Source organism: Mycolicibacterium holsaticum DSM 44478 = JCM 12374 (assembly GCF_019645835.1).
GTDB classification, from domain to species: Bacteria; Actinomycetota; Actinomycetes; order Mycobacteriales; family Mycobacteriaceae; genus Mycobacterium; species Mycobacterium holsaticum.
Genome location: NZ_CP080998.1, coordinates 2,736,550 through 2,763,279, shown reverse-complemented (window position 1 = coordinate 2,763,279; position 26,730 = coordinate 2,736,550). Strand labels below are relative to the sequence as shown.

The following is a 26,730-nucleotide window of genomic DNA, read 5'->3' as shown; positions in this document are numbered from 1 at the left end:
AAAAAGGGGAGTGGGGCGTGGTGGACCTGTCCGCGATAACCAAGCCGGTCGGGCGGCTGGTGGCCACCGCGCAGAACGGCCTGGAAGTGCTGCGGTACGGCGGGCTGGAGACGGGTGCGGTGCCCTCCCCGTTCCAGATCATCCAAAGCGTTCCGATGTACCGGCTGCGACGCTACTTTCCGCCGGACGCCCGGCCCGGAGCAAAGCCGCCGGGCCCACCGGTCCTGATGGTGCATCCGATGATGATGTCGGCCGACATGTGGGACGTCACCCGCGACGACGGCGCCGTCGGCATCCTGCACCGGGCGGGGCTGGATCCCTGGGTGATCGACTTCGGCTCACCGGACAAGGTCGAGGGCGGGATGGACCGCAACCTGGCCGACCACGTCGTCGCGCTGAGCGAGGCCATCGACACCGTCAAGGAAGTGACCGGGCGCGACGTCCACCTGGCCGGCTACTCGCAGGGCGGCATGTTCGCCTACCAGACCGCGGCCTACCGCCGGTCGAAGGATCTCGCGAGCATCATCGCGTTCGGCTCACCGGTCGACACGCTCGCCGGCCTGCCGATGAACCTGCCGCCGAGCCTGGCGCCCGCGGCCGCCGACTTCATGGCCGACCACGTGTTCAGCCGCATCGACATCCCGGGCTGGCTGGCCCGCACCGGCTTTCAGATGCTCGACCCGATCAAGACCGCGCAGTCGCGGCTGGACTTCCTGCGCCAACTGCACGACCGCGAAGCGCTGCTGCCACGCGAACAGCAACGCCGCTTTTTGGCCTCCGAAGGCTGGATCGCCTGGTCCGGCCCGGCGATCGCCGAACTGCTCAAGCAGTTCATCGCCCACAACCGGATGATGAGCGGCGGCTTCTCCATCCACGGTGACCTGGTGACGCTGTCCGACATCGACTGCCCGGTGCTGGCGGTCGTCGGCGAGGTCGACGACATCGGCCAACCCGCTTCGGTGCGCGGCATCAAACGCGCCGCACCCAAAGCCGATGTCTACGAATTCCTCATCCGGGCAGGACATTTCGGGCTGGTCGTCGGTTCCAAGGCGGCCGGCCAGACCTGGCCGGCCGTCGCGCAATGGGTCCGGTGGATCGAGGGCGTCGGCGAGTTGCCCGACGGTGTCACGCCGATGGCGTTGCAGCCCGAGGAACACAACGAGAGCGGGGTTTCGCTGAGCTCGCGGGTGGCGCACGGCACCGCGGCCGCCACCGAGATGGTCTTCAGCCTGGCCCGGTCGGCGGCCGAAGCGCTCGTCTCCGCCAACAAGTCGGCCCGCACACTGGCCGTGGAGACCGCGCGCACCCTGCCCCGGCTGACCCGGCTCGGCCAGATCAACGACCACACCCGGATCTCGTTCGGCCGCATCATGTCCGAGCAGGCCCGCGACGCACCCCACGGGGAAGCCCTGCTGTTCGACGGCCGCGTGCACACCTACGAGGCGGTGGACCGCCGCATCAACAACGTGGTGCGCGGCCTGATCAACGTCGGGGTGCGCCAGGGCGCCCGGGTCGGGGTGCTGATGGAGACCCGCCCCAGCGCCCTGGTCGCGATCGCCGCGCTGTCGCGGCTGGGCGCGGTCGCGGTGCTGATGCCGCCTGACGCGGACCTGCCCACCGCGGCCCGGCTGGGCGCGGTGACGGAGATCATCGCCGACCCGAGCAACCTGGATGCCGCCCGCGAGCTCGACATGCGGGTGCTGGTGCTGGGCGGTGGCGAGGCGCGCAACCTCGACCTGCCTGAATCTGGGGACGTCGCGCATGTTGTGGATATGGAGAAGATCGACCCCGACGTGGTCGACCTGCCCGGCTGGTACCGGCCCAACCCCGGCCTGGCCCGCGACCTGGCGTTCATCGGGTTCAGCTCGATCAACGGCGAACTCATCGCCCGCCAGATCACCAACTACCGGTGGGCGCTGTCCGCGTTCGGCACCGCGTCGGCGGCCAACCTGGGCCGCGGCGACACCGTCTACTGCCTGACCCCGCTGCATCACCAGTCCGGGCTGTTGGTCGCGCTCGGGGGGGCGGTCGTCGGCGGCTCACGTATCGCGCTGTCGCGTGGCCTGCGCCCGGACCGGTTCGTGCAGGAGATCCGCCAGTACGGCGTGACCGTGGTGACCTACACGTGGGCGATGCTGCGCGACGTCATCGACGATCCGGCGTTCTCGCTGACGGGCAGCCACCCCGTGCGGCTGTTCATCGGCTCGGGTATGCCCACCGGGCTGTGGAAACGCGTCGTCGACGTGTTCGCCCCGGCCCGGGTGGTGGAGTTCTTCGCCACCACCGACGGGCAGGCGGTGCTGGCCAACGTCTCCGGTGCCAAGATCGGCAGCAAGGGCCGGCCGCTGCCCGGCGGCGGCGAGATCGAGCTGGCCGCCTTCGACCCCGAGGACAACCTGATCCTCGAAGACGAGCGTGGCTTCGTGCGCAAGGCCGAGACCAACGAGGTCGGCGTGCTGCTCGCCCATCCGCGCGGCCCCATCGACCCGACGGCGTCGATCAAACGCGGCGTGTTCGCACCCGCCGACACCTGGGTGTCGACGGAGTTTCTGTTCCGCCGCGACGAGGACGGCGACTACTGGCAGGTCGACAACCGCGGCACCCTCATCTTCACCGCGCGCGGCATCGTCTACGCCTCATCCGTCGACGACGCGGTCAGCCGGCTCGACGCGGTGGACCTCGCGGTGACCTACGACGTGCCGGTCAACGGCGAACAGTTGGCCGTCACGGCGCTGCAACTGCGGCCCGGTGGCAGCATTCCGTCGGCGGATCTGTCCGAGGCGCTGGCGGATCTGCCGGTCGGCAATCCGCCCGACATCGTGTACGTGGTCTCCAGGATGGCGCTGTCGGCGTCGTATAGGCCGCTGGTCAGCAAGCTGCGGGCCCAAGGCATCCCGAAAGCGGCGCGTAACGCCTGGTACCTGGATGCCGATACCAATCGGTACAAGCGGTTGACCGTCGCGATGCGCGCGGAGATCGCCGACGGGCAGTAACGACAGAAGTGCCGGAACACCGGCGCGCTGTTAGGCTCCCGCTTGGCGGCACGCCGTCGCCGGGTCGGGCAGTCGCGCCACCGCACTGGAGGATTGATGACATCGCAGGCCGGTTCAGATCGCGACCTCTGGCGTCGCGTTCTCGTCACAGCAGTGGCCGGTGGCGCAATGGTCGCGGGCCTGTTGGCGGGTATCGGAACGGCAGCGGCCCAGCCCACCGAGCCGACCACCGAACCGACGGTCGCCGCCGAGACCCCCACGCCGGCGGCCCAGGACGAGCCGCGCTCGTGTACCGGCGACGACTGCTCCCGGGGTGAACCCGAACCGGCGAAGGTATCGGCCGACGCGGTGCTCTCGCAGATCTACACCGAGTACGCCCAGGGTGACGGCGGAGGCCAGGTTTCCAAGCTCATCGACGACGCGGTGAAGCTGCGCAGGCAGGGTTTCCGGCCGTCCAACGCGAACGCCGAGGCGCTCGCGAATGCACTCGAGTACCGGCCCAATCAGACCCCGCTGGTGGAGGCGCTGAAGAACACGATCGCCTACCAGCGCAAGTTGCAGGCCCAGGCCGCCATGACGGCCTCGCAGCGGGGTCCGGTCGCCGGTCCGGTGCCCGTCATCCCCGGCATGTCCGTGCCGATCGGTTAGCGTCGTGGCACTCGACGAAAAGCTGCTGGACATCCTGGTCTGCCCTCAGGACCGCGGGCCACTTCTGTTGGTGGACAACGAGTTTCTGTACAACCCGCGGCTTCGGCGCGCGTACCGCATCGACGACGGCATTCCCGTGCTGCTGGTCGACGAGGCGGTCAGCGTCGAGGACGATGCCGAACACCAGCGCATGCTGGATCGGGCGTCAGGACAGCCCGGGTAACTCGCCGGTGAGGTAGCGCTGCAGGGTCGGCGCGATGGTGTCGACGATCCGCTCCACCGGCAACGACTTGAACGGCTCCAACTCGAGGATGTAGCGGGCCATCACCACGCCCACCAACTGGCTGGCCACGAACTGCACACGGACCCGTCCGCTGCCCGGTGGATCGTCCACGCGCGAACCGACCTCGGCCACAATGACTTCCTGCAGAAACGAGCGGAACAGGGTGACGTCGCCGCCGGCCAGGGTGGAACGCAGCGTCGCGATGAACCCCTTGCCCAGCTCCGAATCCCACAGCGGCAACACCAACGACGGCAGGGTGCGTCCGATCTGGTCGAGGGGGACCTCGCGCAGCGGGCCGATCACCGTCATCGGATCGACCGGGATCTGGATCGCCGCTCCGAACAGCTGGGTCTTGGTGCCGAAATAGTGGTGCACGAGCGCCGGGTCGACACCGGCGCCTGCCGCAATCGCGCGTATGGACGTCTTGTCGAACCCGTTGCGCGCAAACAGGTCCCGCGCGCTGGTCAGGATTCGCTCGCGGGTGTCTGACGCCCCCGGTGGCCGGCCGGGACGTTTGCGCTCTGCCTCGGCGGTCAACTCAGGGCGTCCGTCGTCGCAAGGTGGCCGCCGCCAGGCACAGCGCCACCACCGCGCACCCGATGACGACCGCGATGTCGCGCAACGCGACCGCCGTCAGCTGCGGGTTCGCGCCGACCTCCCGCAGCGCCTCCAGCGCATAGCTGGCGGGCATGACATTGCTGATCCACTGCAACCACTCCGGCATTGTCCCCCGAGGCACGATGATCCCGGCCAGCAGCAGCTGCGGAACCATCACCAACGGGATGAACTGCACGGCCTGGAACTCGGTACGGGCGAACGCGCTGCACAGCAACCCCAGCCCGACGCCGAGCACCGCGTTGACGATCGCGATCGCGAACACCCAGGCCGGGCTGGCCGCGGTTTGGAAGCCGAGCAGCCAGAACGCGACGATGCAGGCCAGCGTCGCCTGGATGGCGGCCGCAATCGAAAACGCGGTGCCGTATGCGCCCAGCAGGTCCAGCCGCCGCAGCGGGGTGGTGAGGATACGTTCCAGCGTTCCCGACGCCCGTTCGCGCTGCATCGTGATCGACGTGATGACGAACATCACGAACAGCGGGAACAGCCCGAGCAGGATCAGGCATGCGTTGTTGAACCCCGACGTCGCGCCGGGGACGGTCGGCACATCGTCGAACATGAAGTACATCAGCGTGATGACCACGATCGGCACCACCAGGATCATCGCGACGCTGCGGTGATCGGCGCTGAGCTGACGCAGGATCCGGGTCGTCGTGGCCAGATAGGCCTGCGGGTTCAGCCGGCCGCGGCGCTGGCGGCTGCGGTGCTGCGCCTGATGACGGACAGAAACGCCGCCTCCAGTGACTGACATCCGGTGTCCTCTCGTAGCTTCGTCGGGGTGGTCTGGGCCAGCATCCGGCCGTCCCGCATCAGCAGCAGGTCGCCGCAATGGTCGGCCTCGTCCATCACGTGGCTCGACACCAGCAGCGTCGTGCCGCGCTTGGCGAGGCGGCCGAACTGCTCCCACAGATCGACCCGCAGCACCGGGTCGAGCCCGACGGTGGGTTCGTCGAGCACGAGCAGATCGGGACGCGAGACCATGGCACAGGCCAACGACGCGCGGGTGCGCTGGCCGCCGGAGAGGTTGGCGCACAGCGCTGTTCGATGGTCCTGGAGGCCGACGGCGGCGACGGCCTCCTCAGCCGCGTCAGATCCGGTGCCGTACAGCGCGGCGAAATAGTGAGCGTTGTCGATGACGCGCAGGTCGTTGTAGATCGTCGGGTCCTGGGTGACGTAGCCGACGCGGTGGCGCAGTTCGGCCGAACCGGCCGGGCGGCCGAGCACTGTGACGACTCCGCCCGCGATGATCTGGGTGCCGACGATGCAGCGCATCAAGGTGGTCTTGCCGCAGCCTGACGGCCCGAGCACCCCGGTGATGGTGCCGCGGGCGACCGCCACGGTGACGTCGTCGAGCGCGACGCGCTTGCCGCGGATGACGCGCAGGCCACGAATGTCGATCGCCGGATCCGCCGCGCGCGGCTGAAATTCACCATGCGATGAAGTCACCATGTGTTGAAATGTCCTCCCCGCCGCGGCCGCTGTCAAGGGTGGAAGGCAGAATCCTTCGGGTGAGCGCTGAGCTGGCCGTTGATCCGCTGACCGCGGCTCGCCGGTTACTCGGGGCGACGCTGATCGCGCGGGAGACCAGCGCGATGATCGTGGAAGTCGAGGCCTACGGCGGCCCAGCAGACGGGCCCTGGCCCGACCCCGCTGCCCATTCGTTTCGCGGACCGGGTCCGCGCAACTGGGTGATGTTCGGCCCGCCCGGCCGGCTCTACACCTATCGCAGCCACGGCATCCACGTATGCGCCAACGTCGCCTGCGCAACCGACGGTGTCGCGGGCGCGGTGCTGCTGCGGGCCGCCACGGTCGAGTCCGGTCACGACGTGGCTCAGCGCCGCCGTGGCGATGCTGTGGTTCCCGCCGGCCTGGCCCGCGGGCCCGGCAACCTCTGCTCCGCGTTGGGAATCACCATGGACGACAACGGACTTGACCTGTTCGACCCGAACAGCGCGATCCAGGTGCGGTTCGGCGCAGAATATCCGGCGGCCGAAGGCCCGCGGGTGGGTGTGAGCAAGGCCGCCGACCGGCCGTGGCGGCTGTGGCTGACGGGGCGGCCTGAGGTGTCGCTGTACCGGCGCAGCCCGCGGGCACCGGCTCCCGGCCACAGCGATTAGTACGGGAAGATCGAAGCCGTGACTTCTGCGGGTACGTCCATCCTCGACGAGCTCGAGTGGCGGGGGCTCATCGCCCAATCCACCGATCGTGACGCCCTGGCCACGGAGCTGGCCAGCGGACCCGTCACCGTCTATTCGGGGTTCGATCCCACTGCGCCGAGCCTGCACGCCGGCCATCTGATTCCGCTTCTGACCCTGCGGCGGTTCCAGCAGGCAGGCCATCGACCGATCGTGCTGGCCGGCGGTGCCACCGGGCTGATCGGCGATCCCCGAGACGCCGGTGAGCGCACGCTGAACACCGCCGACACGGTGGCGGAGTGGTCCGAGCGCATCCGCGGCCAGCTTGAGCGGTTCGTCGAGTTCGACGGCTCGGCCACCGGCGCGGTGGTGGAGAACAACCTGTCGTGGACGGAGCCGCTGTCGGCGATCGAGTTCCTGCGCGACATCGGTAAGCACTTCTCGGTCAACGTCATGCTCGACCGCGACACGGTCCGGCGCCGCCTGGAGGGCGAGGGCATCTCCTACACCGAGTTCAGCTACATGCTGCTGCAAGCCAACGACTACGTCGAACTGCATCACCGGTACGGGTGCACGCTGCAGATCGGCGGGTCCGATCAGTGGGGAAACATCATCGCCGGGGTACGGCTGGTCCGCCAGAAAGACGGTGCGACGGTGCACGCGCTGACGACGCCGTTGGTCACCGACTCCGAGGGAAAGAAGTTCGGAAAGTCGACGGGCGGCGGCAGCCTGTGGCTGGACCCGGCGATGACGAGCCCGTACGCCTGGTACCAGTACTTCATCAACACCGCAGACGCCGATGTGGTCCGCTATCTGCGCTGGTTCACGTTCCTGACGTCCGAGGAACTCGCCGAGATGGCGCAGGCGACGGCCGACCGCCCGCATGAACGCGGCGCGCAGCGCCGGTTGGCGCGCGAACTCACCACGCTGGTGCACGGGCAGGCGGCGACCCGTTCGGTCGAGCACGCCAGCCAGGCCCTGTTCGGCCGGGCTGACCTGGCGGAGCTGGATGAGCCGACGCTCGCGGCGGCGCTACGGGAGGCATCCGTCGCCGCCCTGAAGCCCGGCGGCGCCGACACGATCACCGACCTGTTGGTGGCCAGCGGGCTGGCGCCGAGCAAGGGTGCCGCGCGGCGCACCGTCGCCGAGGGCGGCGCCTACGTCAACAACGCCCGCATCGACAGCGACGAGTGGGTACCGCAGTCGTCGGACTTCCTGCACGGTCGGTGGCTGGTGCTGCGCCGGGGCAAGCGGAACTTCGCCGGCGTGGAGCGTGTTGGGTGAGTGTCGGGGCGCACGCGCCCACGACGACAGGCTGACCGCATCGGGGAATAACCTCCGCGACTTTGTGGTTGAGCCTGTCGAGTGAGTCCACGCACCCTGTGGTGCGCACGGTAGGTGACGAGCGAAAGACACGCCCTATCAGCCCATTTGACTCCACGTATTCCCTCACGTAACTTGTTGATTCGTCGCTGCGACACGGGCACCAGCCCGGAGAGCGCGGCGGATCCCAGAGGGAATCCCCACTTCGGTGGGTTCCTGAGCGTCCGCACTACGAGTACGCGGCTTTTGGCCGCGGGCTTACTGCGCGGTCGTGCGGGTGTGTTGTTTGAGAACTCAATAGTGTGTTTGGTGGTTTTTGTTTGTTGTTGTTTTTTGCCGCGCCTCTTTTCCCGTTTGGGGTGTGGTTTTTGTTTTGCCAGATTGTCTCTGGACTGTTTTTTGTTTGGAGAGTTTGATCCTGGCTCAGGACGAACGCTGGCGGCGTGCTTAACACATGCAAGTCGAACGGAAAGGCCCTTTCGGGGGTGCTCGAGTGGCGAACGGGTGAGTAACACGTGGGTGATCTGCCCTGCACTTTGGGATAAGCCTGGGAAACTGGGTCTAATACCGAATAGGACCATGGGATGCATGTCTTGTGGTGGAAAGCTTTTGCGGTGTGGGATGGGCCCGCGGCCTATCAGCTTGTTGGTGGGGTGATGGCCTACCAAGGCGACGACGGGTAGCCGGCCTGAGAGGGTGTCCGGCCACACTGGGACTGAGATACGGCCCAGACTCCTACGGGAGGCAGCAGTGGGGAATATTGCACAATGGGCGCAAGCCTGATGCAGCGACGCCGCGTGGGGGATGACGGCCTTCGGGTTGTAAACCCCTTTCAGTACCGACGAAGCGTGAGTGACGGTAGGTACAGAAGAAGCACCGGCCAACTACGTGCCAGCAGCCGCGGTAATACGTAGGGTGCGAGCGTTGTCCGGAATTACTGGGCGTAAAGAGCTCGTAGGTGGTTTGTCGCGTTGTCCGTGAAAACTCACAACTCAATTGTGGGCGTGCGGGCGATACGGGCAGACTGGAGTACTGCAGGGGAGACTGGAATTCCTGGTGTAGCGGTGGAATGCGCAGATATCAGGAGGAACACCGGTGGCGAAGGCGGGTCTCTGGGCAGTAACTGACGCTGAGGAGCGAAAGCGTGGGGAGCGAACAGGATTAGATACCCTGGTAGTCCACGCCGTAAACGGTGGGTACTAGGTGTGGGTTTCCTTCCTTGGGATCCGTGCCGTAGCTAACGCATTAAGTACCCCGCCTGGGGAGTACGGCCGCAAGGCTAAAACTCAAAGGAATTGACGGGGGCCCGCACAAGCGGCGGAGCATGTGGATTAATTCGATGCAACGCGAAGAACCTTACCTGGGTTTGACATGCACAGGACGCGTCTAGAGATAGGCGTTCCCTTGTGGCCTGTGTGCAGGTGGTGCATGGCTGTCGTCAGCTCGTGTCGTGAGATGTTGGGTTAAGTCCCGCAACGAGCGCAACCCTTGTCTCATGTTGCCAGCGCGTTATGGCGGGGACTCGTGAGAGACTGCCGGGGTCAACTCGGAGGAAGGTGGGGATGACGTCAAGTCATCATGCCCCTTATGTCCAGGGCTTCACACATGCTACAATGGCCGGTACAAAGGGCTGCGATGCCGTGAGGTGGAGCGAATCCTTTCAAAGCCGGTCTCAGTTCGGATCGGGGTCTGCAACTCGACCCCGTGAAGTCGGAGTCGCTAGTAATCGCAGATCAGCAACGCTGCGGTGAATACGTTCCCGGGCCTTGTACACACCGCCCGTCACGTCATGAAAGTCGGTAACACCCGAAGCCGGTGGCCTAACCCCTTGTGGGAGGGAGCCGTCGAAGGTGGGATCGGCGATTGGGACGAAGTCGTAACAAGGTAGCCGTACCGGAAGGTGCGGCTGGATCACCTCCTTTCTAAGGAGCACCACGAGACCTGAGCCCGCCCACATCGTGTGGGAGTTCGGTGACTTCAGGCGATTCGTTGGATGGCCTTCACCTGTAGTGGGTGGGGGTCTGGTGCACGACAAACGTTGAGCCGGTACGGGTTTCGAGTGATCGAGCCGGTGATGGATTGCCAGACACACTATTGGGCTTTGAGGCAACAGGCCCGCTATCTCTTTGTCCCGTTGTGGGAAACCGGGGGTAGGGAGTTGGTTGTCGCCCCGTCTTTGGTGGTGGGGTGTGGTGTTTGATTTGTGGATAGTGGTTGCGAGTATCTGGCAGAAGGGCCCTGGTGGGGTTCTTTTGTTGGGTAATGCAATTTTTGATTCTTCCGAGAATTTTTAACTGTTTTGTGTGTAAGTGTTTAAGGGCGCATGGTGGATGCCTTGGCACTAGGAGCCGATGAAGGACGTGGGAGGCTGCGTTATGCCTCGGGGAGCTGCCAACCGAGCGTGGATCCGAGGATGTCCGAATGGGGAAACCCGGCACGAGTGATGTCGTGTCACCCAGCGCTGAATGTATAGGCGTTGGGGGGGAACGCGGGGAAGTGAAACATCTCAGTACCCGTAGGAAGAGAAAACAACATGTGATTCCGTGAGTAGTGGCGAGCGAAAGCGGAGGATGGCTAAACCGTGTGTATGTGATACCCGGCGGGGGTTGTGCATGCGGTGTTGTGGGGTCTGTGTTCTGTTTACCGCCGTGAACAGCAGCAGTGATAAAGCAGTGTGTTAGTTCAAGTGGCCTGGGATGGTCTGCCGTAGAGGGTGAGAGCCCCGTCGACGAAAACATGCTGCCTGCTGTCGCAGGATCCCCGAGTAGCAGCGGGCCCGTGGAATCTGCTGTGAATCTGCCGGGACCACCCGGTAAGCCTGAATACTTCCTAGTGACCGATAGCGGATTAGTACCGTGAGGGAATGGTGAAAAGTACCCCGGGAGGGGAGTGAAAGAGTACCTGAAACCGTGTGCCTACAATCCGTCAGAGCCCTCGACTTTGTTGTGGGGTGATGGCGTGCCTTTTGAAGAATGAGCCTGCGAGTCAGGGACATGTCGCGAGGTTAACCCGGGTGGGGTAGCCGCAGCGAAAGCGAGTCTGAATAGGGCGTATCCACACAATAGTGTGTGGTGTAGTGGTGTGTTCTGGACCCGAAGCGGAGTGATCTACCCATGGCCAGGGTGAAGCGCGGGTAAGACCGCGTGGAGGCCCGAACCCACTTAGGTTGAAGACTGAGGGGATGAGTTGTGGGTAGGGGTGAAAGGCCAATCAAACTCCGTGATAGCTGGTTCTCCCCGAAATGCATTTAGGTGCAGCGTCACATGTTTCTTGTTGGAGGTAGAGCTACTGGATGGCCGATGGGCCCTACTAGGTTACTGACGTCAGCCAAACTCCGAATGCCGACAAGCAAGAGTGTGGCAGTGAGACGGCGGGGGATAAGCTCCGTACGTCGAGAGGGAAACAGCCCAGATCGCCGGCTAAGGCCCCTAAGCGTGTGCTAAGTGGAAAAGGATGTGCAGTCGCGAAGACAACCAGGAGGTTGGCTTAGAAGCAGCCACCCTTGAAAGAGTGCGTAATAGCTCACTGGTCAAGTGATTGTGCGCCGATAATGTAGCGGGGCTCAAGCACACCGCCGAAGCCGCGGCAGCATCACCGTTGTGGTGGTGTTGGGTAGGGGAGCGTCCTGCATCCGGTGAAGCCACAGAGTGATCTAGTGGTGGAGGGTGTGGGAGTGAGAATGCAGGCATGAGTAGCGATAAGGCAAGTGAGAACCTTGCCCGCCGGAAGACCAAGGGTTCCTGGGCCAGGCCAGTCCGCCCAGGGTGAGTCGGGACCGAAGGCGAGGCCGACAGGCGTAGTCGATGGACAACGGGTTGATATTCCCGTACCCGTGTATGAGCGTCCCTGATGAATCCATACTGCTAACCACCCAAAAGGTGGCCGACCAATCCCTTCGGGGTGCGGGGGTCACCGGCTGCGTGGGACCCGTGTGGGTAGTAGTCAAGCGATGGGGTGACGCAGGAAGGCAGCCGTACCAGTCAGTGGTAATACTGGGGCAAACCTGTAGGGAGAAACCTAGGCAAATCCGGGTTTCACATATCCTGAGAGGTGATGCATAGCCGAGTGAGGCGAATTCGGTGATCCTATGCTGTCGAGAAAAGCCTCTAGCGAGTCCATACACGGCCCGTACCCCAAACCAACACAGGTGGTCAGGTAGAGAATACCAAGGCGTACGAGTGAACTATGGTTAAGGAACTCGGCAAAATGCCCCCGTAACTTCGGGAGAAGGGGGACCCCATTACCGTCAACACCCTCGCGGTGGGCAGCGGGAAGGGGTGGCACAAACCAGTGAGAAGCGACTGTTTACTAAAAACACAGGTCCGTGCGAAGTCGCAAGACGATGTATACGGACTGACGCCTGCCCGGTGCTGGAAGGTTAAGAGGACCCGTCAACCCCTTCCGGGGGTGAAGCGGAGAATTTAAGCCCCAGTAAACGGCGGTGGTAACTATAACCATCCTAAGGTAGCGAAATTCCTTGTCGGGTAAGTTCCGACCTGCACGAATGGCGTAACGACTTCTCAGCTGTCTCAACCATAGACTCGGCGAAATTGCATTACGAGTAAAGATGCTCGTTACGCGCGGCAGGACGAAAAGACCCCGGGACCTTCACTACAACTTGGTATTGGTGCTCGATACGGTTTGTGTAGGATAGGTGGGAGACTATGAAGCAGTCACGCCAGTGATTGTGGAGTCGTTGTTGAAATACCACTCTGATCGTATTGGGCCTCTAACCTCGAACCGTCTATCCGGTTCAGGGACAGTGCCTGGCGGGTAGTTTAACTGGGGCGGTTGCCTCCTAAAAAGTAACGGAGGCGCCCAAAGGTTCCCTCAACCTGGACGGCAATCAGGTGTTGAGTGTAAGTGCACAAGGGAGCTTGACTGCGAGACGAACATGTCAAGCAGGGACGAAAGTCGGGACTAGTGATCCGGCACCCCCGAGTGGAAGGGGTGTCGCTCAACGGATAAAAGGTACCCCGGGGATAACAGGCTGATCTTCCCCAAGAGTCCATATCGACGGGATGGTTTGGCACCTCGATGTCGGCTCGTCGCATCCTGGGGCTGGAGCAGGTCCCAAGGGTTGGGCTGTTCGCCCATTAAAGCGGCACGCGAGCTGGGTTTAGAACGTCGTGAGACAGTTCGGTCTCTATCCGCCGCGCGCGTCAGAAGCTTGAGGAAACCTGTCCCTAGTACGAGAGGACCGGGACGGACGAACCTCTGGTCCACCAGTTGTCCCACCAGGGGCACCGCTGGATAGCCACGTTCGGACAGGATAACCGCTGAAAGCATCTAAGCGGGAAACCCCCTCCAAGACCAGGCTTCTCACCCATCAAGTGGGATAAGGCCCCCCGCAGAACACGGGATCAATAGACCAGACCTACACACCCAGCAATGGGCGCAGGGAACTGGCACTAACCGGCCGAAAACTTACCCACAACCTCGCAACCACACCACAAACACCAAAAACACCCCACCACCAAAAACACAGTTTCATCACTACAACAAGTGAATAAAGTTACGGCGGTCCATAGCGACAGGGAAACGCCCGGACCCATCCCGAACCCGGAAGCTAAGCCTGCCAGCGCCAATGATACTGCCCACCACGGGCGGAAAAGTAGGACACCGCCGAACACAAATTAGGATTACCCCCCACAATTGCGTGGGGGGTAATTCTATTTGCGAGAATGCACCTCGAATTCTTTTGGCATCGCGTCATCCGGTAGAAAGGCATACGTGGGTCAGGACAGGCAGGGCGGCAGCGGCGGGCGCCGTCGAGGACTTTCGGGACATCCGGCACCGCGCTCGTCGGGTCCCGACCGGGCCCGTCGTTCGCAGCCAAAACCCGATCGCGAACCGCCACGCGACGCCGGCCCACCGATTCCCGAGGGCATCGAGGCCAAACAGCTGTCCCCCGAAATCCGCGGTGAGCTCACCACTTTGGACCGTCCCACCGCCGATCTGGTGGCCCGGCACCTCGTGGCGGCCGGCGAGAATCTGCCCGACGATCCGCAGGCGGCGCTTGCCCACGCCAAGGCCGCCAAGACCAGGGCCGGCCGAATCGCTGCCGTACGGGAAGCCGTCGGTATCGCCGCATACCACTGTGGCGACTGGGCGCAGGCGCTCGCCGAACTTCGGGCGGCCAGGCGGATGGGAAGCCGATCCACGCTGCTGCCGCTGATCGCGGACTGCGAACGCGGCGTCGGCCGTCCCGAACGTGCCATCGAACTGGCCCGCAGCGAGGAAGCCGCGCAGCTGACCGGCGACGACGCCGACGAACTGCGCATCGTGGTGGCCGGCGCACGCTCTGATCTCGGGCAGCACGAACAAGCGCTGGCGCTGCTGTCGTCGCCGCAACTGGACCCCAAGCGCACCGGCCAAACCGCGGCCCGGCTGTTCTACGTGTACGCCGAGACCCTGCTCGCGCTCGGCCGTGAAAGCGAAGCGCTGCAGTGGTTCATCAACGCCGCGGCCGCCGACGTCGACGGTGCCACCGACGCCGAAGAGCGCATCACGGAGCTCAGCTGACGTGAGCGTACTTGTCCAGGAACACGATTGCCTGCTGCTCGATCTGGACGGCACGGTTTTCCGTGGGCACGAGCCGACGAGCGGCGCCGTCGAGACCCTCGCGACGGTGAACACCCGCACCCTTTACGTGACCAACAACGCATCGCGCGAGCCGGCCGAGGTCGCTCAACATCTCGATGCGCTGGGTTTCGCGGCGACACCCGACGATGTGGTGACCAGTGCGCAAAGCGCGGCGAACCTGCTCGGGGACCAGTTGAGCCCTGGCGCAGTGGTTCTCGTCGTCGGCACCGACGCGTTGGCCGCCGAGGTGCGCCGGGTCGGTTTGAAACCGGTTCGGCAGTGGTCGGACGACCCGGTCGCGGTGGTGCAGGGACATTCGCCCCAGACCGGTTGGCCGGAGTTGGCCGAAGCGGCGCTGGCCATCCGCAGCGGCGCGCTGTGGGTGGCCGCCAACGTCGATCTGACCCTGCCGTCCGAGCGGGGGCTGCTGCCGGGTAACGGGTCGATGGTGGCGGCGTTGCGCGCGGCGACAGGTGCCGAACCACAGGTGGCCGGAAAGCCGCAACCCACGATCTTCGCCGATGCGTTGGCACGCGGTGACTTTCGCACCCCGCTGGTGGTCGGCGACCGCCTCGACACCGATATCGCAGGCGCGAACGCGGCCCGGCTGCCCAGCCTCATGGTGCTCAGCGGCGTCAGCACCGCCGACGAAGTGGTGCGCGCGGCAGCAACGGAGCGACCCGACTACCTGGCCGCCGACCTGCGTTCGCTGTACGCCCGCGCGGACGCGCTGCGCATCGACACGCACCCGGCGTGGCGGGTCGACGTCGACGCCGCCGCGGTGGTGGTTCACTCCACCGGACGCGATCCCGTCGATGCGCTGTCGGTGGTCAGGGCCACCGCCAGCGCCGTGTGGACCGCCGATCTGGACGGCGGCGCCGTCACGGTGACCGCCGGCGACGAGGTGGCACGGCAGGCGCTGCAGCGGTGGTCCCTGCTCACCGCGCCGCATCGACTAGCGTGAGTACCGACATGAGTACCGACCCCGACCAGATTCGCGCCCAGATCGCCGCACTGCTGGCCGATCTGCCCGACCCGGCCCAGGACGGTGTCGAGCTGGCCGACGCCGACATCGAGGCCCTCGCGGCCCGGCTGGAGGAGGCGCACGAGCTGCTGGTTCAGGCGCTCGAATCGGTCGAGAAGGGATGACCGTCCGTGACGCGGCGGGCGCGTGTTGACGCCGAGCTGGTACGACGTGGGCTGGCCCGCTCCCGCCAGCAGGCGGCCGAGCTGATCGGGGCCGGGCGGGTCAGCATCGACGGGATGCCGGCCGCAAAACCGGCCACCGCCGTCGCCGTCACCGCCACCCTCACCGTCGAAGCCGACGAACGCAGCTGGGTCTCGCGCGGCGCCCACAAACTGATCGGGGCGTTGGACGCCTTCGCGCTGACCGTCGATGGCCGGCGGTGCCTGGACGCCGGGGCCTCCACCGGCGGGTTCACCGAGGTCCTGCTCGACAGGGGCGCCCGCCAAGTGGTGGCCGTCGACGTCGGCTACGGCCAGCTGGCCTGGTCGCTGCGCCGCGATCCGCGCGTGACGGTGATGGAACGCACCAACGTGCGGGAGTTGACCGCCGAGGCCATCGGCGGCACCGTCGATCTGGTGGTGGCCGACCTGTCGTTCATCTCCCTGTCCACGGTGCTGCCTGCGCTGACGTCGTGTGCGACGCCCGACGCGGATATCGTTCCGATGGTGAAGCCGCAGTTCGAGGTCGGCAAAGACCGTGTCGGCGCGGGCGGAGTGGTCTCCGACCCGCAGCTGCGCGCCGACGCGGTGCTCGCCGTCGCGCGCCGCGCAGCCGAGCTGGCGTGGCACACCGTCGCCGTCACCGCCAGCCCGTTGCCCGGGCCGTCCGGAAACGTCGAATACTTCCTGCATCTGCGAGCCCGCACCGACCGCGCCCTGCAGGGCGAAGCGCTCGAACGTGCGGTGTCGCACGCGATCACGGAGGGTCCCCAATGACCGACCGCGCGGTTCTCCTCGTGGCACACGCCGGCCGCGAGGACATCACCGACGTCGCCCGCCGCGTACATAAAATCCTCGGCGACAACGGAATCGGGCTGCGCGTGCTGTCAGCGGAGGCGGTCGATCGCGGGCCGGTGCCCGACGACATGGGTGCGCTGGGCATCGGCATCGAAGTGGTGGACGCCGACGAACGGGCCGCCGAAGGTTGCGAGCTGGTGCTGGTACTCGGCGGCGACGGCACCTTCCTGCGCGGTGCCGAGCTGGCCCGCAACGTCGAGATCCCGGTGCTGGGCGTCAATCTGGGCCGCATCGGATTCCTCGCCGAGGCCGAGGCCGACTCCATCGACAACGTCCTGGAGCGCATCATCAAGCGGGACTACCGCGTGCAAGAACGCATGACCCTCGACGTCGTCGTGCGCGCCGAGGGCAGGATCGTGCACCGCGGCTGGGCCCTCAACGAGGCCAGCGTGGAAAAAGGGCCGCGGCTCGGGGTGCTCGGCGCGGTGCTCGAGGTCGACGGGCGCCCGGTGTCGTCCTTCGGCTGTGACGGCGTGTTGGTCGCGACGCCGACCGGATCCACGGCGTGGGCGTTCTCCGCGGGCGGGCCGATCGTGTGGCCGGACCTGGAGGCAATCCTGGTGGTGCCCAACAACGCTCACGCGCTGTTCGCACGGCCGATGGTCACCAGCCCCGACGCCGCGATCGCGATCGAGATCGAGGGTGACGGGCACGATGCGCTGGTGTTCTGCGACGGCCGCCGCGAAATGGTCGTGCCCGCCGGTGGCCGTGTCGAGGTCACCCGCTGCGGCACCCCGGTGAAGTGGGTCCGCCTCGACAGCGCGCCGTTCACCGATCGTCTGGTGCGCAAGTTCCGGTTGCCGGTCACGGGGTGGCGCGGACAGTAGTGCTATCCGAGATCCGAATCGAGGCACTGGGCGCCATCAGCACCGCGACCGCCGAGTTCGACCGCGGGCTCACGGTGCTGACCGGCGAGACCGGCACCGGTAAGACGATGGTGGTCACCGGCCTGCACCTGCTCGGCGGCGGCCGCGCCGACGCCACCCGCGTCCGCACCGGGGCCAACCGGGCGGTCGTCGAAGGTCGGTTCACCACAACCGAACTGGGCGACGGTGTGGCCGCGGTCGTCGACGAGATCCTGGATTCCTCGGGTGCCGAACGTGACGACGACGGCAGCGTCATCGCCGCCCGCTCGGTCAGCCGGGACGGGCCGTCGCGCGCCTATCTCGGCGGGCGAAGCGTGCCTGCGAAGTCGCTGAGCAGCTTCACCACCGAAGTGCTGACCCTGCACGGCCAGAACGACCAGCTGCGCCTGATGCGGCCCGACGAGCAGCGCGCGGCACTGGATCGCTTCGCCGACGTCGAAACCCCGCTCAAGCGTTACCGCACGGTGCGCGACGACTGGCTGGCGGCGCGCCGTGACCTCGTGGAGCGCACCCAGCGGGCGCGGGAAATGGCGCAGGAAGCCGACCGGCTGAAGTTCGGCCTCGACGAAATCGAGGCTGTCGCACCGCAACCCGGCGAGGACGAGACGCTGGTCGAGGACATCAGGCGGCTGTCCGAGTTGGACGCGCTGCGCGAAGCCGCCCAGAGTGCTCGCGCCGCGCTGTCGGGTGCGCCCGACGACGATCCGGCACAGGACGCCTCGTCGGCCGCCGACGGCGTCGGGCAGGCCAAATCCGGGTTGGAAGGCACCGACGACCCCGCGCTGCGCGCCCTGGCCGACCGGCTCGGCGAAGCCCTCACCACCATCACCGACGTCACCTCAGAACTCGGCGGCTTCCTGTCCGAATTACCAAGCGATGCCAGCACATTGGAAACCAAGCTGACCCGGCAGGGCGAACTGCGCACGCTGACCCGTAAGTACGCCGCCGACATTGATGGTGTGCTGCAGTGGGCCCGCGAGGCCCGCGACCGCCTCGTGCAGCTCGACGTCTCCGAGGAGGCGCTGGCCGAACTGGGCCGCCGTGTCGGGGAGCTGCAGACCAGGGTCGTCGCCGCCGCCGGTGATCTCACCAAGGCGCGGACCAAGGCGGCCAAGGGGCTGTCCAAGGCCGTCACCGCCGAACTGTCGGGTCTGGCGATGGCGGGCGCCCAGTTCACGGTGTCGGTGGCCCCGCTGCCGGCACGGGCCGACGACACCGCGCCGCTGACCCTGCTGTCGGGCGAGGCGGTGCATGCCGGACAGGACGGTGTCGACGCCGTCGAGTTCGGGTTCGCCGCGCACCGCGGCACCGATCTGCTGCCGCTGAACAAGAGCGCCTCCGGCGGCGAACTCTCCCGCGTGATGCTGGCGCTGGAAGTCGTGCTGGCCGCCTCCGCGGAGGGCACCACGATGGTTTTCGACGAGGTCGACGCGGGCGTGGGCGGCCGCGCCGCGGTGCAGATCGGACGCCGGCTGGCCCGGCTGGCGCGCACGCACCAGGTCATCGTCGTCACCCATCTACCGCAGGTCGCCGCCTACGCCGACGTCCACCTCGTGGTCGACAGCGGCAACGGCCGCAGCAAGGCCAGCGTGGTGCGCCGCCTCGACGACGAGGACCGGGTGGCCGAACTGGCCCGCATGCTGGCCGGGCTGGGGGAGTCCGACAGTGGTCGCGCGCACGCCCGCGAACTGCTCGACGCCGCGCAAAGCGACGCGAACGACTAGCAGCCCAGCACCGTGTCGATCAGATCGGCGATGAACCGGGGATCGGCTGGTTCCGCGGTCGCCAGCCTGCGGTAGAACAACGCGCCCGAAAGCGCCACAGACGCGGCCTCCGCATCGACGCGCGCCGGGATCTGGCCGTCGGCGACACCCGAGGCGATCGTGTCGGTCAGGCGCTGCCGTCGTCGTGCCGAGTACCCGTGGAAGAACTCGCGGACGACCGGATCGGTTTCGGCGGCGTGCACCAGTGCGGGTATACACGCCGACACCGCCGAATCGCTCAGCGCACCGGCAAGATGACCGAGCAGTATCTCGACCCGCTCGCGTGCGGTCCCGGTGGGTGCTTCACGTTCCGGTTGCGGTTGGACGTTGAGGGTCTCCAGCGCATCGGCGATCAACGCCTGTTTGTCTCGCCAGTGCCGGTAGACCGTGCTGCGGCCCACCCGCGCGCGTGCTGCCACAGAGTCCATCCGGAAGCCCGCGTGACCGACCGTGGCGAACTCGTCCAGGGCGGCACTCAAAATCGTTCGACGTGAGTGTTCGACACGCGGATCGGGCTGACTTTTCTGGGACACTTCTGTATTGTAACTCTCAGGAGGTGCAAAGATGACTGGTATAAGTGTTCGTTACATCGTGGACGACGTCGATGCCGCCGTGCAGTTCTACGCCACCGCCCTGCAGTTCGAGGTGGCCATGCGCCCCGCACCCGGGTTCGCCATGCTCCGTCGCGACGAACTGCGGCTCCTGCTGAACGCCCCCGGCGGCGGAGGCGGCGCGGGTCAGCCGCTCAGCGACGGCAGCCAACCGGTTCCCGGTGGCTGGAATCGATTTCAGCTGGAGGTGGACGACCTCGACGACGCCGTGTCCAAGCTCGCCGATGCCGGGGTGCCGCTTCGCGCTGACGTGATCACCGGCCGGGGTGGGCGACAAGCGCTGGTCTGCGACCCCGCCGGAAATCTCGTGGAACTGTTCGAACCGTTCCGGTGACGTGTTACTCATGTGACAAAAGGGACAGATGATACGGCGCGCCTCCGACGGATCGCGGCCCCGTCTCGACAGAATCGGCGCATGAAGATGTCTGCCCTGCTATCTCGTAATGCCAGCTCACGCCCGGGCATCACCGGCACGGCCCGGGTCGATCGCGACATCGAGAGGCTGCTCCGACGAATAACGCCGGGCGACATCGTCGTCATCGACGCGCTGGATCTGGACCGGATCACCGCCGATGCGCTCGTGGAAGCCGGCGTCACCGCGGTCGTCAACGCGTCGCCGTCGATCTCCGGGCGCTACCCCAACCTCGGGCCCGAGGTCCTGGTCGTCAACGGCGTGACGTTGTTCGACAACACCGGCGACGAGGTGTTCAAGAAGGTCAAGGACGGCGCCCGGGTTCGGTTGCACGAGGGCGGGGTGTACTCGGGGGACAAGCTGCTGGTGCAAGGGGTCGAGCGCACCGATCACGACATCCACGAGTTGATGCACGAGGCCAAGAGCGGGTTGGTGGCCCACCTCGAGGCGTTCGCGGGCAACACGATCGAGTTCATCCGCAGCGAGAGCCCGCTGCTCATCGACGGCATCGGCATCCCCGACATCGACGTGGACCTCAACCGCCGGCACGTGGTGATCGTCGCCGAGGACAACAGCGCGATCGCCGACCTCAAGGCGCTCAAACCGTTCATCAAGGAGTACCAACCGGTGCTCATCGGTGTCGGCTCCGGCGCCGACGTGCTGCGCAAGGCCGGGTATCGCCCGCAGCTCATCGTCGGCGACCCCGACAAGATGACCGCCGAGGTGCTGCGCTGCGGTGCGCAGGTGGTCCTTCCCGCCGACGCCGACGGCCACGCGCCCGGGCTGGAACGGATCCAGGACCTGGGCGTGGGCGCGATGACGTTCCCCGCGGCCGGGTCGGCCGCCGATCTGGCGCTGCTGCTGTGCGATCACCACGGCGCCTCGCTGATCGTCACCGCCGGCCACAGCGCGAGCATCGAGGAGTTCTTCGACCGCTCACGTCAGCAGAGCAACCCCTCGACGTTCCTGACCCGGCTCAAGGTGGGGGAGAAGCTCGTCGACGCCAAGGCCGTCGCCACGCTGTACCGCAGCCGGGTTTCCGGCGGAGCGATCGCCCTGCTGGTACTGGCCATGCTGATCGCGGTGATCGTCGCCCTGTGGGTGGCCCGCGCCGACGCCCCCCTGCTGGACTGGGTCGCCGATTACTGGAACCGGTTCCTGCTCTGGGTACAGGGCTGGGTCACCTAGGAGCCCGGCGTGATTTCCCTACGCTCACATGCGATCTCACTTGCCGCCGTCTTTCTCGCCTTGGCGATCGGCGTGGCGCTGGGCTCTGGCCTGCTGTCCAACACCGTGCTGTCGGGCCTGCAGAACGACAAGCGCGGCCTGCAGGACCAGATCGACACGCTGAACACCGACAAGAACGCGCTCAACGAAAAGCTGGGCGCCGCCAACGAATTCGATGCGCAGGTGTCCCCACGCATCCTCGGCGATACGATGAAGGACAGGTCGGTGGTGCTGTTTCGCACCCCCGATGCCGTCGACGACGACGTCGAGGCGCTGACCCGGCTGATCAACCAGGCCGGCGGGTCGGTCACCGGGACCGTCGCGCTGACCCAGGAATTCGTCACCGCCAACTCCGCGGAAAAGCTGTTGTCGGTGGTGAACTCGCCGATCGTGCCCGCTGGAAAGCAGCTGAGCACCGCCTCGGTGGATCAGGGTTCGCAGGCGGGTGACCTGTTGGGCATCGCCCTGCTGATCGATAAGGATCCCAAGGCGTCACCGGTCGACGACATGCAGCGCGACACCGTGCTGACGACGCTGCGCGACACCGGCTTCATCACCTACGGGGACCAACGGGTCGGTGCGGCCAACACCGCGCTGGTCGTCACCGGAGGCGCCCTTGGCGAGGACGCCGGAAACCGCGGGTCCACCGTCGCCCGGTTCGCCGCGGGGTTGGCCCCGCACGGCTCGGGCACCGTGCTCGTCGGCCGGGACGGCTCGGCGTCGGGCACCGCGGCGGTCGCCGTGGCCCGCTCGGACGCGGCGCTGAACTCGGCGGTGAGCACCGTCGACGACATCGACATCGAGGCCGGTCGGATCACCTCGGTGCTGGCGCTCAGCGACCTCATCAACGGCGCAGGGCCCGGCCAGTACGGCATCGGGTCGGGCGCCACCGCGGTCACCGTCCCACAGTGACCCTCCCCGCCAACCCCGGTACCCCACGACGGCGCGTCAGCGCCGCTCCGGCCGTCGGCGCGTCTCTGCCGCGGTGTCGCCCTCGGTGTTAGGGTGGGGTTCCGTGGGTCGGCAGGCCCCAAGCTCTAGGAACGGCCTAGAAAAGTAAGCCCTGCCTGTCATCACGGAGGTTGCTCTTGCCCGCGTTACGCAAGCACCCGCAAACCGCCACCAAGCACCTCTTCGTAACGGGCGGAGTCGTTTCTTCCCTCGGCAAGGGTTTGACCGCGTCGAGCCTGGGCCAGCTGCTGACCGCGCGGGGACTGCGCGTGACCATGCAGAAACTCGACCCCTACCTCAACGTCGACCCGGGCACGATGAACCCGTTCCAGCACGGCGAGGTGTTCGTCACCGAGGACGGCGCCGAAACCGACCTCGACGTCGGGCACTACGAGCGGTTCCTGGACCGCAACCTGACCGGCTCGGCCAATGTCACCACCGGACAGGTCTATTCGACGGTGATCGCCAAAGAGCGCCGCGGCGAGTACCTCGGCGACACCGTGCAGGTGATCCCGCACATCACCGACGAGATCAAACGGCGCATCGTGGCGATGGCCGAACCCGACCCCGACGGCTACCGGCCCGACGTGGTCATCACCGAGATCGGCGGCACCGTCGGCGATATCGAATCGCTGCCGTTCCTCGAGGCCGCGCGCCAGGTCCGCCACGAGGTCGGCCGGGAGAACTGCTTCTTCTTGCACTGCTCGCTGGTGCCCTACATGGCGCCCTCCGGTGAGCTGAAGACCAAGCCGACGCAACATTCGGTGGCCGCGCTGCGCAGTATCGGTATCACCCCCGACGCGTTGATCCTGCGCTGCGACCGCGACGTGCCCGAACCGCTGAAGAACAAGATCGCGCTGATGTGCGACGTCGACGTCGACGGCGTGATCTCCACCCCGGACGCCCCGTCGATCTACGACATCCCCAAGGTGCTGCACCGGGAGGAGCTCGACGCCTACGTGGTGCGCCGGCTGAACCTGGCGTTCCGCGATGTCGACTGGACGCAGTGGAACGATCTGCTCCAGCGTGTCCACGAACCCCACGAAACGGTGCGAATCGCCTTGGTGGGTAAGTACATCGACCTGTCCGACGCCTACCTTTCGGTGGCCGAGGCGTTGCGCGCCGGCGGGTTCAAGCACCGCGCGAAGGTGGAGATGCGCTGGGTCGCCTCCGATGACTGCGAAACCGAGAGCGGGGTGGCCGCCGCGCTCGACGATGTGCACGCGGTGCTCATCCCCGGCGGGTTCGGCATCCGCGGTATCGAAGGCAAGATCGGCGCCATCAACTATGCGCGCAAACGCAAGCTGCCGGTGCTGGGGCTGTGCCTGGGGTTGCAGTGCATCGTCATCGAGGCGGCGCGCTCGGTCGGGCTGACCGAAGCCAACTCGGCCGAGTTCGACCCGACGACCCCCGAACCGGTGATCTCCACAATGGCCGACCAACAGGACGCGGTCTCAGGTGCGGCCGATCTGGGCGGCACCATGCGGCTGGGTGCCTATCCGGCGGTGCTGACCCCGGAATCGATTGTGGCGCAGGCATACGAGACCACCGAGGTATCCGAGCGGCACCGGCACCGCTACGAGGTCAACAACGCCTACCGGGACCGCATCGCCGAAAGCGGGCTGCGGTTCTCCGGCACCTCACCGGACGGCCACCTGGTCGAGTTCGTCGAGTACGACCGGGACATCCATCCGTTCCTAGTCGGCACCCAGGCCCATCCGGAACTCAAGAGCCGACCCACCCGACCGCACCCGCTGTTCGCCGCGTTCGTCGGCGCAGCGCTGAACTACAAGGCAGAGGAACGGCTTCCGGGGATGGACATTCCGGAACATGCAAACGGAGCCGAGCATCCCGAAGAGATCGGGCAACTGCTGCAGGAGCCCGAACTGCAAAAGTCCCAAGTCCGTGGCTGAGCACGACTTCGAGACCGTCGCCTCCGAGACCCTCTACGTCGGCAAGATCTTCGCCCTGCGCGGCGACGAGGTGCGGATGCCCGGCGGCCACACCGCGCGCCGCGAGGTGGTCGAGCACTTCGGGGCGGTGGCGGTCCTGGCGATGGACGAGGACCGCAACGTCATGCTGGTCTACCAGTACCGTCACCCGTTCGGCAGACGGCTGTGGGAACTGCCCGCCGGTCTGCTGGACGTCGGCGGCGAACCGCCACACCTCACCGCCGCACGCGAACTGAAGGAAGAGGCCGGCCTGGCCGCGACGACGTGGCACACCCTCGTCGACCTCGACTCGGCGCCGGGCACGTCCGACGAGAGCGTGCGAGTGTATCTGGCCACCGGGTTGACCGACGTCGGCCGACCCGAAGCCCACGACGAGGAAGCCGACCTGAAGCTGCAGTGGTACCCGCTGGAACAGGCGGTGCAGATGGTGCTGTTCGGTGAGATCGTCAATTCCATTGCGGTGGGCGGGATCATGACCGCGCACGCGGTAGAGGATTCGGCTGCGTTGCGACCCGTCGACACGCCGTGGATCGACCGGCCGACCGCCTTTGCCCGCCGCAAGGGCATGTTGTGACCACCTCACATTCTCTTCGAAAAAGCGGCTCATCGACTTTGCGCACGGCGCTGGAAGATCAGGTGCAGGGTTACCTCGACCACCTGACCATCGAGCGCGGCGTGGCGGCCAACACGTTGAGCTCGTATCGGCGCGACCTGCGCCGCTACACCGCCCACCTGACGTTGCGCGGGATCGACGATCTGGCCCGGGTGAGCGAAACCGACGTCAGCGACTTCCTTGTCGCGCTGCGCCGCGGAGACCCCGACGCCGGAACGGTCGCCCTCTCGGCGGTATCGGCGGCGCGGGCGCTGATCGCGGTGCGCGGCTTGCACCGGTTCGCCGCCGCCGAGGGCCTCACCGCGGTCGACGTGGCCTCGGCCGTCAAACCGCCGACCCCGAGCCGGCGGCTGCCCAAAAGCCTCACGATCGACGAGGTGCTGGCGCTGCTGGAGGCCGCAGGCGGGGACAGCGAGGCCGACGGGCCGTTGACGCTGCGCAACCGGGCGCTGCTGGAGGTGCTGTACTCGACCGGCGCCCGCATCTCCGAAGCCGTCGGGCTCGACGTCGACGACGTCGACACCACCGCCCGGTCGGTGTTGTTACGCGGCAAGGGCGGCAAGCACCGGCTGGTGCCGATCGGCCGACCCGCGGTCACCGCGTTGGACGCGTACTTCGTGCGGGGCAGGCCCGAGCTGGCGCGCCGCGGCAGGGGCACCCCGGCGATCTTCCTCAACGCCCGCGGCGGGCGGCTGTCGCGGCAGAGCGCGTGGCAGGTGCTGCAGGCCGCCGCGCAGCGGGCCGGCATCACCGCCGCGGTGTCGCCACACGTGCTGCGGCACTCCTTCGCCACGCACCTGCTCGACGGCGGCGCGGACGTGCGCGTGGTGCAGGAGCTGCTGGGCCACGCCTCGGTCACCACGACGCAGATCTACACGATGGTGACCGTCACCGCGCTGCGGGAGGTGTGGGCGGGCGCCCATCCGCGGGCCCGCTAGTCACCCGCCCAGGTACTCCGACTCCAGTACCAGGTCGGGCAGCATCGACTGGTACTCGACGTGGGTCTTGTGTTCGACGGTGCGCCACAGCTTGTCCTGCTGATCGGCCATGTACGCGCGGTACTTCGGGGCGCCGGGAATCCGGACGTTGTCGGCGACGACGATCGATCCGGTGTGCAGCCACCCGCGGTCGAGCACGCTCTGCAGATCCGTGAGGTACGCGCGTTTGTCGTGGTCGATGAACATCACGTCCAATGTGCCCGCGGTGAAGCCGTGTTCGGTGGCCAGCACGTCGAGGGTCGTGCCGCCGTCGCCGAGCGTTCCCACCACGCACGTGACCCGGTCGTCGACGCCGGCGTGCGCCCAGATGCGCCGCGCCACCTCGGCGTTCGCGGCGGAGAATTCGACGGAGACCACCCTGGCCGACGGCGCCGCACGGGCCAGCCGCAGCGCGCCGTATCCGCAGTAGGTGCCGAGTTCGAGGACCAGGCGCGGATCGGCGCGGCGGACGGCGGCGTCGAGCAGGGCGCCCTTTTCGTCGCCGACGTTCATCAGCATCGACTTCTTGTAGGCGAAGTCGTCCATGGCCGACAGCACGTCGTCGACGTCACCGCGGCGCGCGTGTTGCTCCACGAACGCCGCGCATGCCTGCTCACGGCCGTCGCCGATCTGACCCGTTTTCGCGAAGCCGGGCATCCCCAACGCGAAGCGCCAGACCGACCAGCGAAGGAACGGAAGTTTCTGCTTCAGGCTCATGGCGACACCCTATGTG

General features: G+C 66.5%; 22 protein-coding genes and 3 rRNA genes. 20 read left to right on the top strand and 5 right to left on the bottom strand.

The annotated features are described in order from the left end of the window. Positions 1–17 precede the first annotated feature (17 nt). From K3U96_RS13345 to K3U96_RS13335, 3 genes are all read left to right on the top strand, one after another. A complete protein-coding gene (locus K3U96_RS13345) occupies positions 18–2,993 on the top strand; it encodes an acyl-CoA synthetase (RefSeq protein WP_205870946.1) in 2,976 nt (991 codons plus the stop codon). A gap of 96 nt (positions 2,994–3,089) precedes the next feature. Next, a complete protein-coding gene (locus K3U96_RS13340; RefSeq protein ID WP_220693302.1) occupies positions 3,090–3,641 on the top strand; it encodes a hypothetical protein in 552 nt (183 codons plus the stop codon). A gap of 4 nt (positions 3,642–3,645) precedes the next feature. Next, on the top strand, positions 3,646–3,864 hold the full coding sequence (locus K3U96_RS13335) for a Trm112 family protein (RefSeq protein ID WP_069403934.1): 219 nt from the start codon (positions 3,646–3,648) through the stop codon (positions 3,862–3,864). Here the strand turns inward: K3U96_RS13335 and K3U96_RS13330 are convergent. Genes K3U96_RS13330 through K3U96_RS13320 form a run of 3 tightly spaced genes read right to left on the bottom strand, consistent with a single transcriptional unit; the run spans position 3,847 to position 5,988 of the window. After that, a complete protein-coding gene (locus K3U96_RS13330) occupies positions 3,847–4,461 on the bottom strand; it encodes a TetR/AcrR family transcriptional regulator (RefSeq protein WP_220693301.1) in 615 nt (204 codons plus the stop codon). The two genes, K3U96_RS13335 and K3U96_RS13330, sit on opposite strands and share 18 nt — an antisense overlap. A gap of 1 nt (position 4,462) precedes the next feature. After that, entirely contained in the window at positions 4,463–5,290 is an 828-nt protein-coding gene (locus K3U96_RS13325; RefSeq protein WP_069403936.1) for an ABC transporter permease, read from the bottom strand. After that, the gene (locus K3U96_RS13320; protein WP_220693300.1) at positions 5,215–5,988 is read right to left on the bottom strand and encodes an ABC transporter ATP-binding protein; all 774 of its coding nucleotides are present in this window, start codon (positions 5,986–5,988) and stop codon (positions 5,215–5,217) included. Before K3U96_RS13320 ends, K3U96_RS13325 begins: the two co-directional genes overlap by 76 nt. A 59-nt stretch (positions 5,989–6,047) precedes the next feature. On the opposite strand from K3U96_RS13320, the gene K3U96_RS13315 reads away from it, so the two are divergent. The 11 genes from K3U96_RS13315 (at position 6,048) to recN (ending at position 19,215) form a co-directional block, all read left to right on the top strand. Then, positions 6,048–6,656, top strand: coding sequence for a DNA-3-methyladenine glycosylase (locus K3U96_RS13315; RefSeq protein WP_069406841.1), 609 nt, complete (start codon positions 6,048–6,050; stop codon positions 6,654–6,656). 18 nt (positions 6,657–6,674) lie between these two features. After that, positions 6,675–7,958, top strand: a complete 1,284-nt coding sequence (gene tyrS, locus K3U96_RS13310; RefSeq protein ID WP_220693299.1) for a tyrosine--tRNA ligase — start codon at positions 6,675–6,677, stop codon at positions 7,956–7,958. Between the two features lie 439 nt (positions 7,959–8,397). Further along, positions 8,398–9,919: ribosomal RNA gene (locus K3U96_RS13305) — 16S ribosomal RNA — on the top strand. 381 nt (positions 9,920–10,300) lie between these two features. Beyond that, a 23S ribosomal RNA gene (locus tag K3U96_RS13300) occupies positions 10,301–13,432 on the top strand. 81 nt (positions 13,433–13,513) lie between these two features. Further along, a 5S ribosomal RNA gene (rrf, locus tag K3U96_RS13295) occupies positions 13,514–13,628 on the top strand. The 16S, 23S and 5S rRNA genes sit together here, the layout of an rRNA operon. Positions 13,629–13,730: 102 nt before the next feature. Next, positions 13,731–14,522: a tetratricopeptide repeat protein gene (locus K3U96_RS13290; protein WP_220693298.1), complete on the top strand. Its 792-nt coding sequence runs from the start codon at positions 13,731–13,733 to the stop codon at positions 14,520–14,522. A gap of 1 nt (position 14,523) precedes the next feature. Further along, positions 14,524–15,546 carry an HAD-IIA family hydrolase gene (locus tag K3U96_RS13285; RefSeq protein ID WP_220693297.1) on the top strand — a complete coding sequence of 341 codons (1,023 nt, stop codon included), beginning with the start codon at positions 14,524–14,526 and terminating at the stop codon, positions 15,544–15,546. Positions 15,547–15,554: 8 nt separating this feature from the next. After that, entirely contained in the window at positions 15,555–15,731 is a 177-nt protein-coding gene (locus K3U96_RS13280; protein ID WP_165614171.1) for a hypothetical protein, read from the top strand. Between the two features lie 6 nt (positions 15,732–15,737). Further along, positions 15,738–16,544 (top strand): TlyA family RNA methyltransferase, encoded by an 807-nt coding sequence (locus K3U96_RS13275; protein ID WP_220693296.1) that lies wholly within the window; start codon positions 15,738–15,740, stop codon positions 16,542–16,544. Next, complete coding sequence (locus K3U96_RS13270) at positions 16,541–17,452, top strand: NAD kinase (RefSeq protein ID WP_220693295.1); 912 nt, start codon at positions 16,541–16,543, stop codon at positions 17,450–17,452. The genes K3U96_RS13275 and K3U96_RS13270 overlap by 4 nt, the downstream gene beginning before the upstream one ends. Then, entirely contained in the window at positions 17,452–19,215 is a 1,764-nt protein-coding gene (recN, locus tag K3U96_RS13265) for a DNA repair protein RecN (RefSeq protein WP_220693518.1), read from the top strand. Before K3U96_RS13270 ends, recN begins: the two co-directional genes overlap by 1 nt. Here recN and K3U96_RS13260 read toward each other — a convergent pair. Then, positions 19,212–19,787 carry a TetR/AcrR family transcriptional regulator gene (locus K3U96_RS13260; protein WP_220693294.1) on the bottom strand — a complete coding sequence of 192 codons (576 nt, stop codon included), beginning with the start codon at positions 19,785–19,787 and terminating at the stop codon, positions 19,212–19,214. The genes recN and K3U96_RS13260 overlap by 4 nt on opposite strands. A 31-nt stretch (positions 19,788–19,818) precedes the next feature. On the opposite strand from K3U96_RS13260, the gene K3U96_RS13255 reads away from it, so the two are divergent. From K3U96_RS13255 to xerD, 6 genes are all read left to right on the top strand, one after another. Next, on the top strand, positions 19,819–20,199 hold the full coding sequence (locus tag K3U96_RS13255) for a VOC family protein (RefSeq protein WP_220693293.1): 381 nt from the start codon (positions 19,819–19,821) through the stop codon (positions 20,197–20,199). Positions 20,200–20,280: 81 nt separating this feature from the next. Further along, positions 20,281–21,465 carry a putative cytokinetic ring protein SteA gene (gene steA / locus K3U96_RS13250; RefSeq protein ID WP_220693292.1) on the top strand — a complete coding sequence of 395 codons (1,185 nt, stop codon included), beginning with the start codon at positions 20,281–20,283 and terminating at the stop codon, positions 21,463–21,465. A 9-nt stretch (positions 21,466–21,474) separates the two neighbouring features. After that, positions 21,475–22,416, top strand: a complete 942-nt coding sequence (locus K3U96_RS13245; protein WP_220693291.1) for a copper transporter — start codon at positions 21,475–21,477, stop codon at positions 22,414–22,416. A gap of 176 nt (positions 22,417–22,592) precedes the next feature. Next, a complete protein-coding gene (gene pyrG, locus K3U96_RS13240) occupies positions 22,593–24,368 on the top strand; it encodes a CTP synthase (RefSeq protein ID WP_069407032.1) in 1,776 nt (591 codons plus the stop codon). Further along, entirely contained in the window at positions 24,361–24,981 is a 621-nt protein-coding gene (locus K3U96_RS13235) for an NUDIX domain-containing protein (protein ID WP_220693290.1), read from the top strand. Before pyrG ends, K3U96_RS13235 begins: the two co-directional genes overlap by 8 nt. A 50-nt stretch (positions 24,982–25,031) precedes the next feature. After that, entirely contained in the window at positions 25,032–25,958 is a 927-nt protein-coding gene (gene xerD, locus K3U96_RS13230; protein ID WP_220693517.1) for a site-specific tyrosine recombinase XerD, read from the top strand. Here the strand turns inward: xerD and K3U96_RS13225 are convergent, their stop codons facing one another. After that, positions 25,959–26,714, bottom strand: coding sequence for an O-methyltransferase (locus K3U96_RS13225; protein WP_069407028.1), 756 nt, complete (start codon positions 26,712–26,714; stop codon positions 25,959–25,961). Positions 26,715–26,730: the final 16 nt, after the last annotated feature.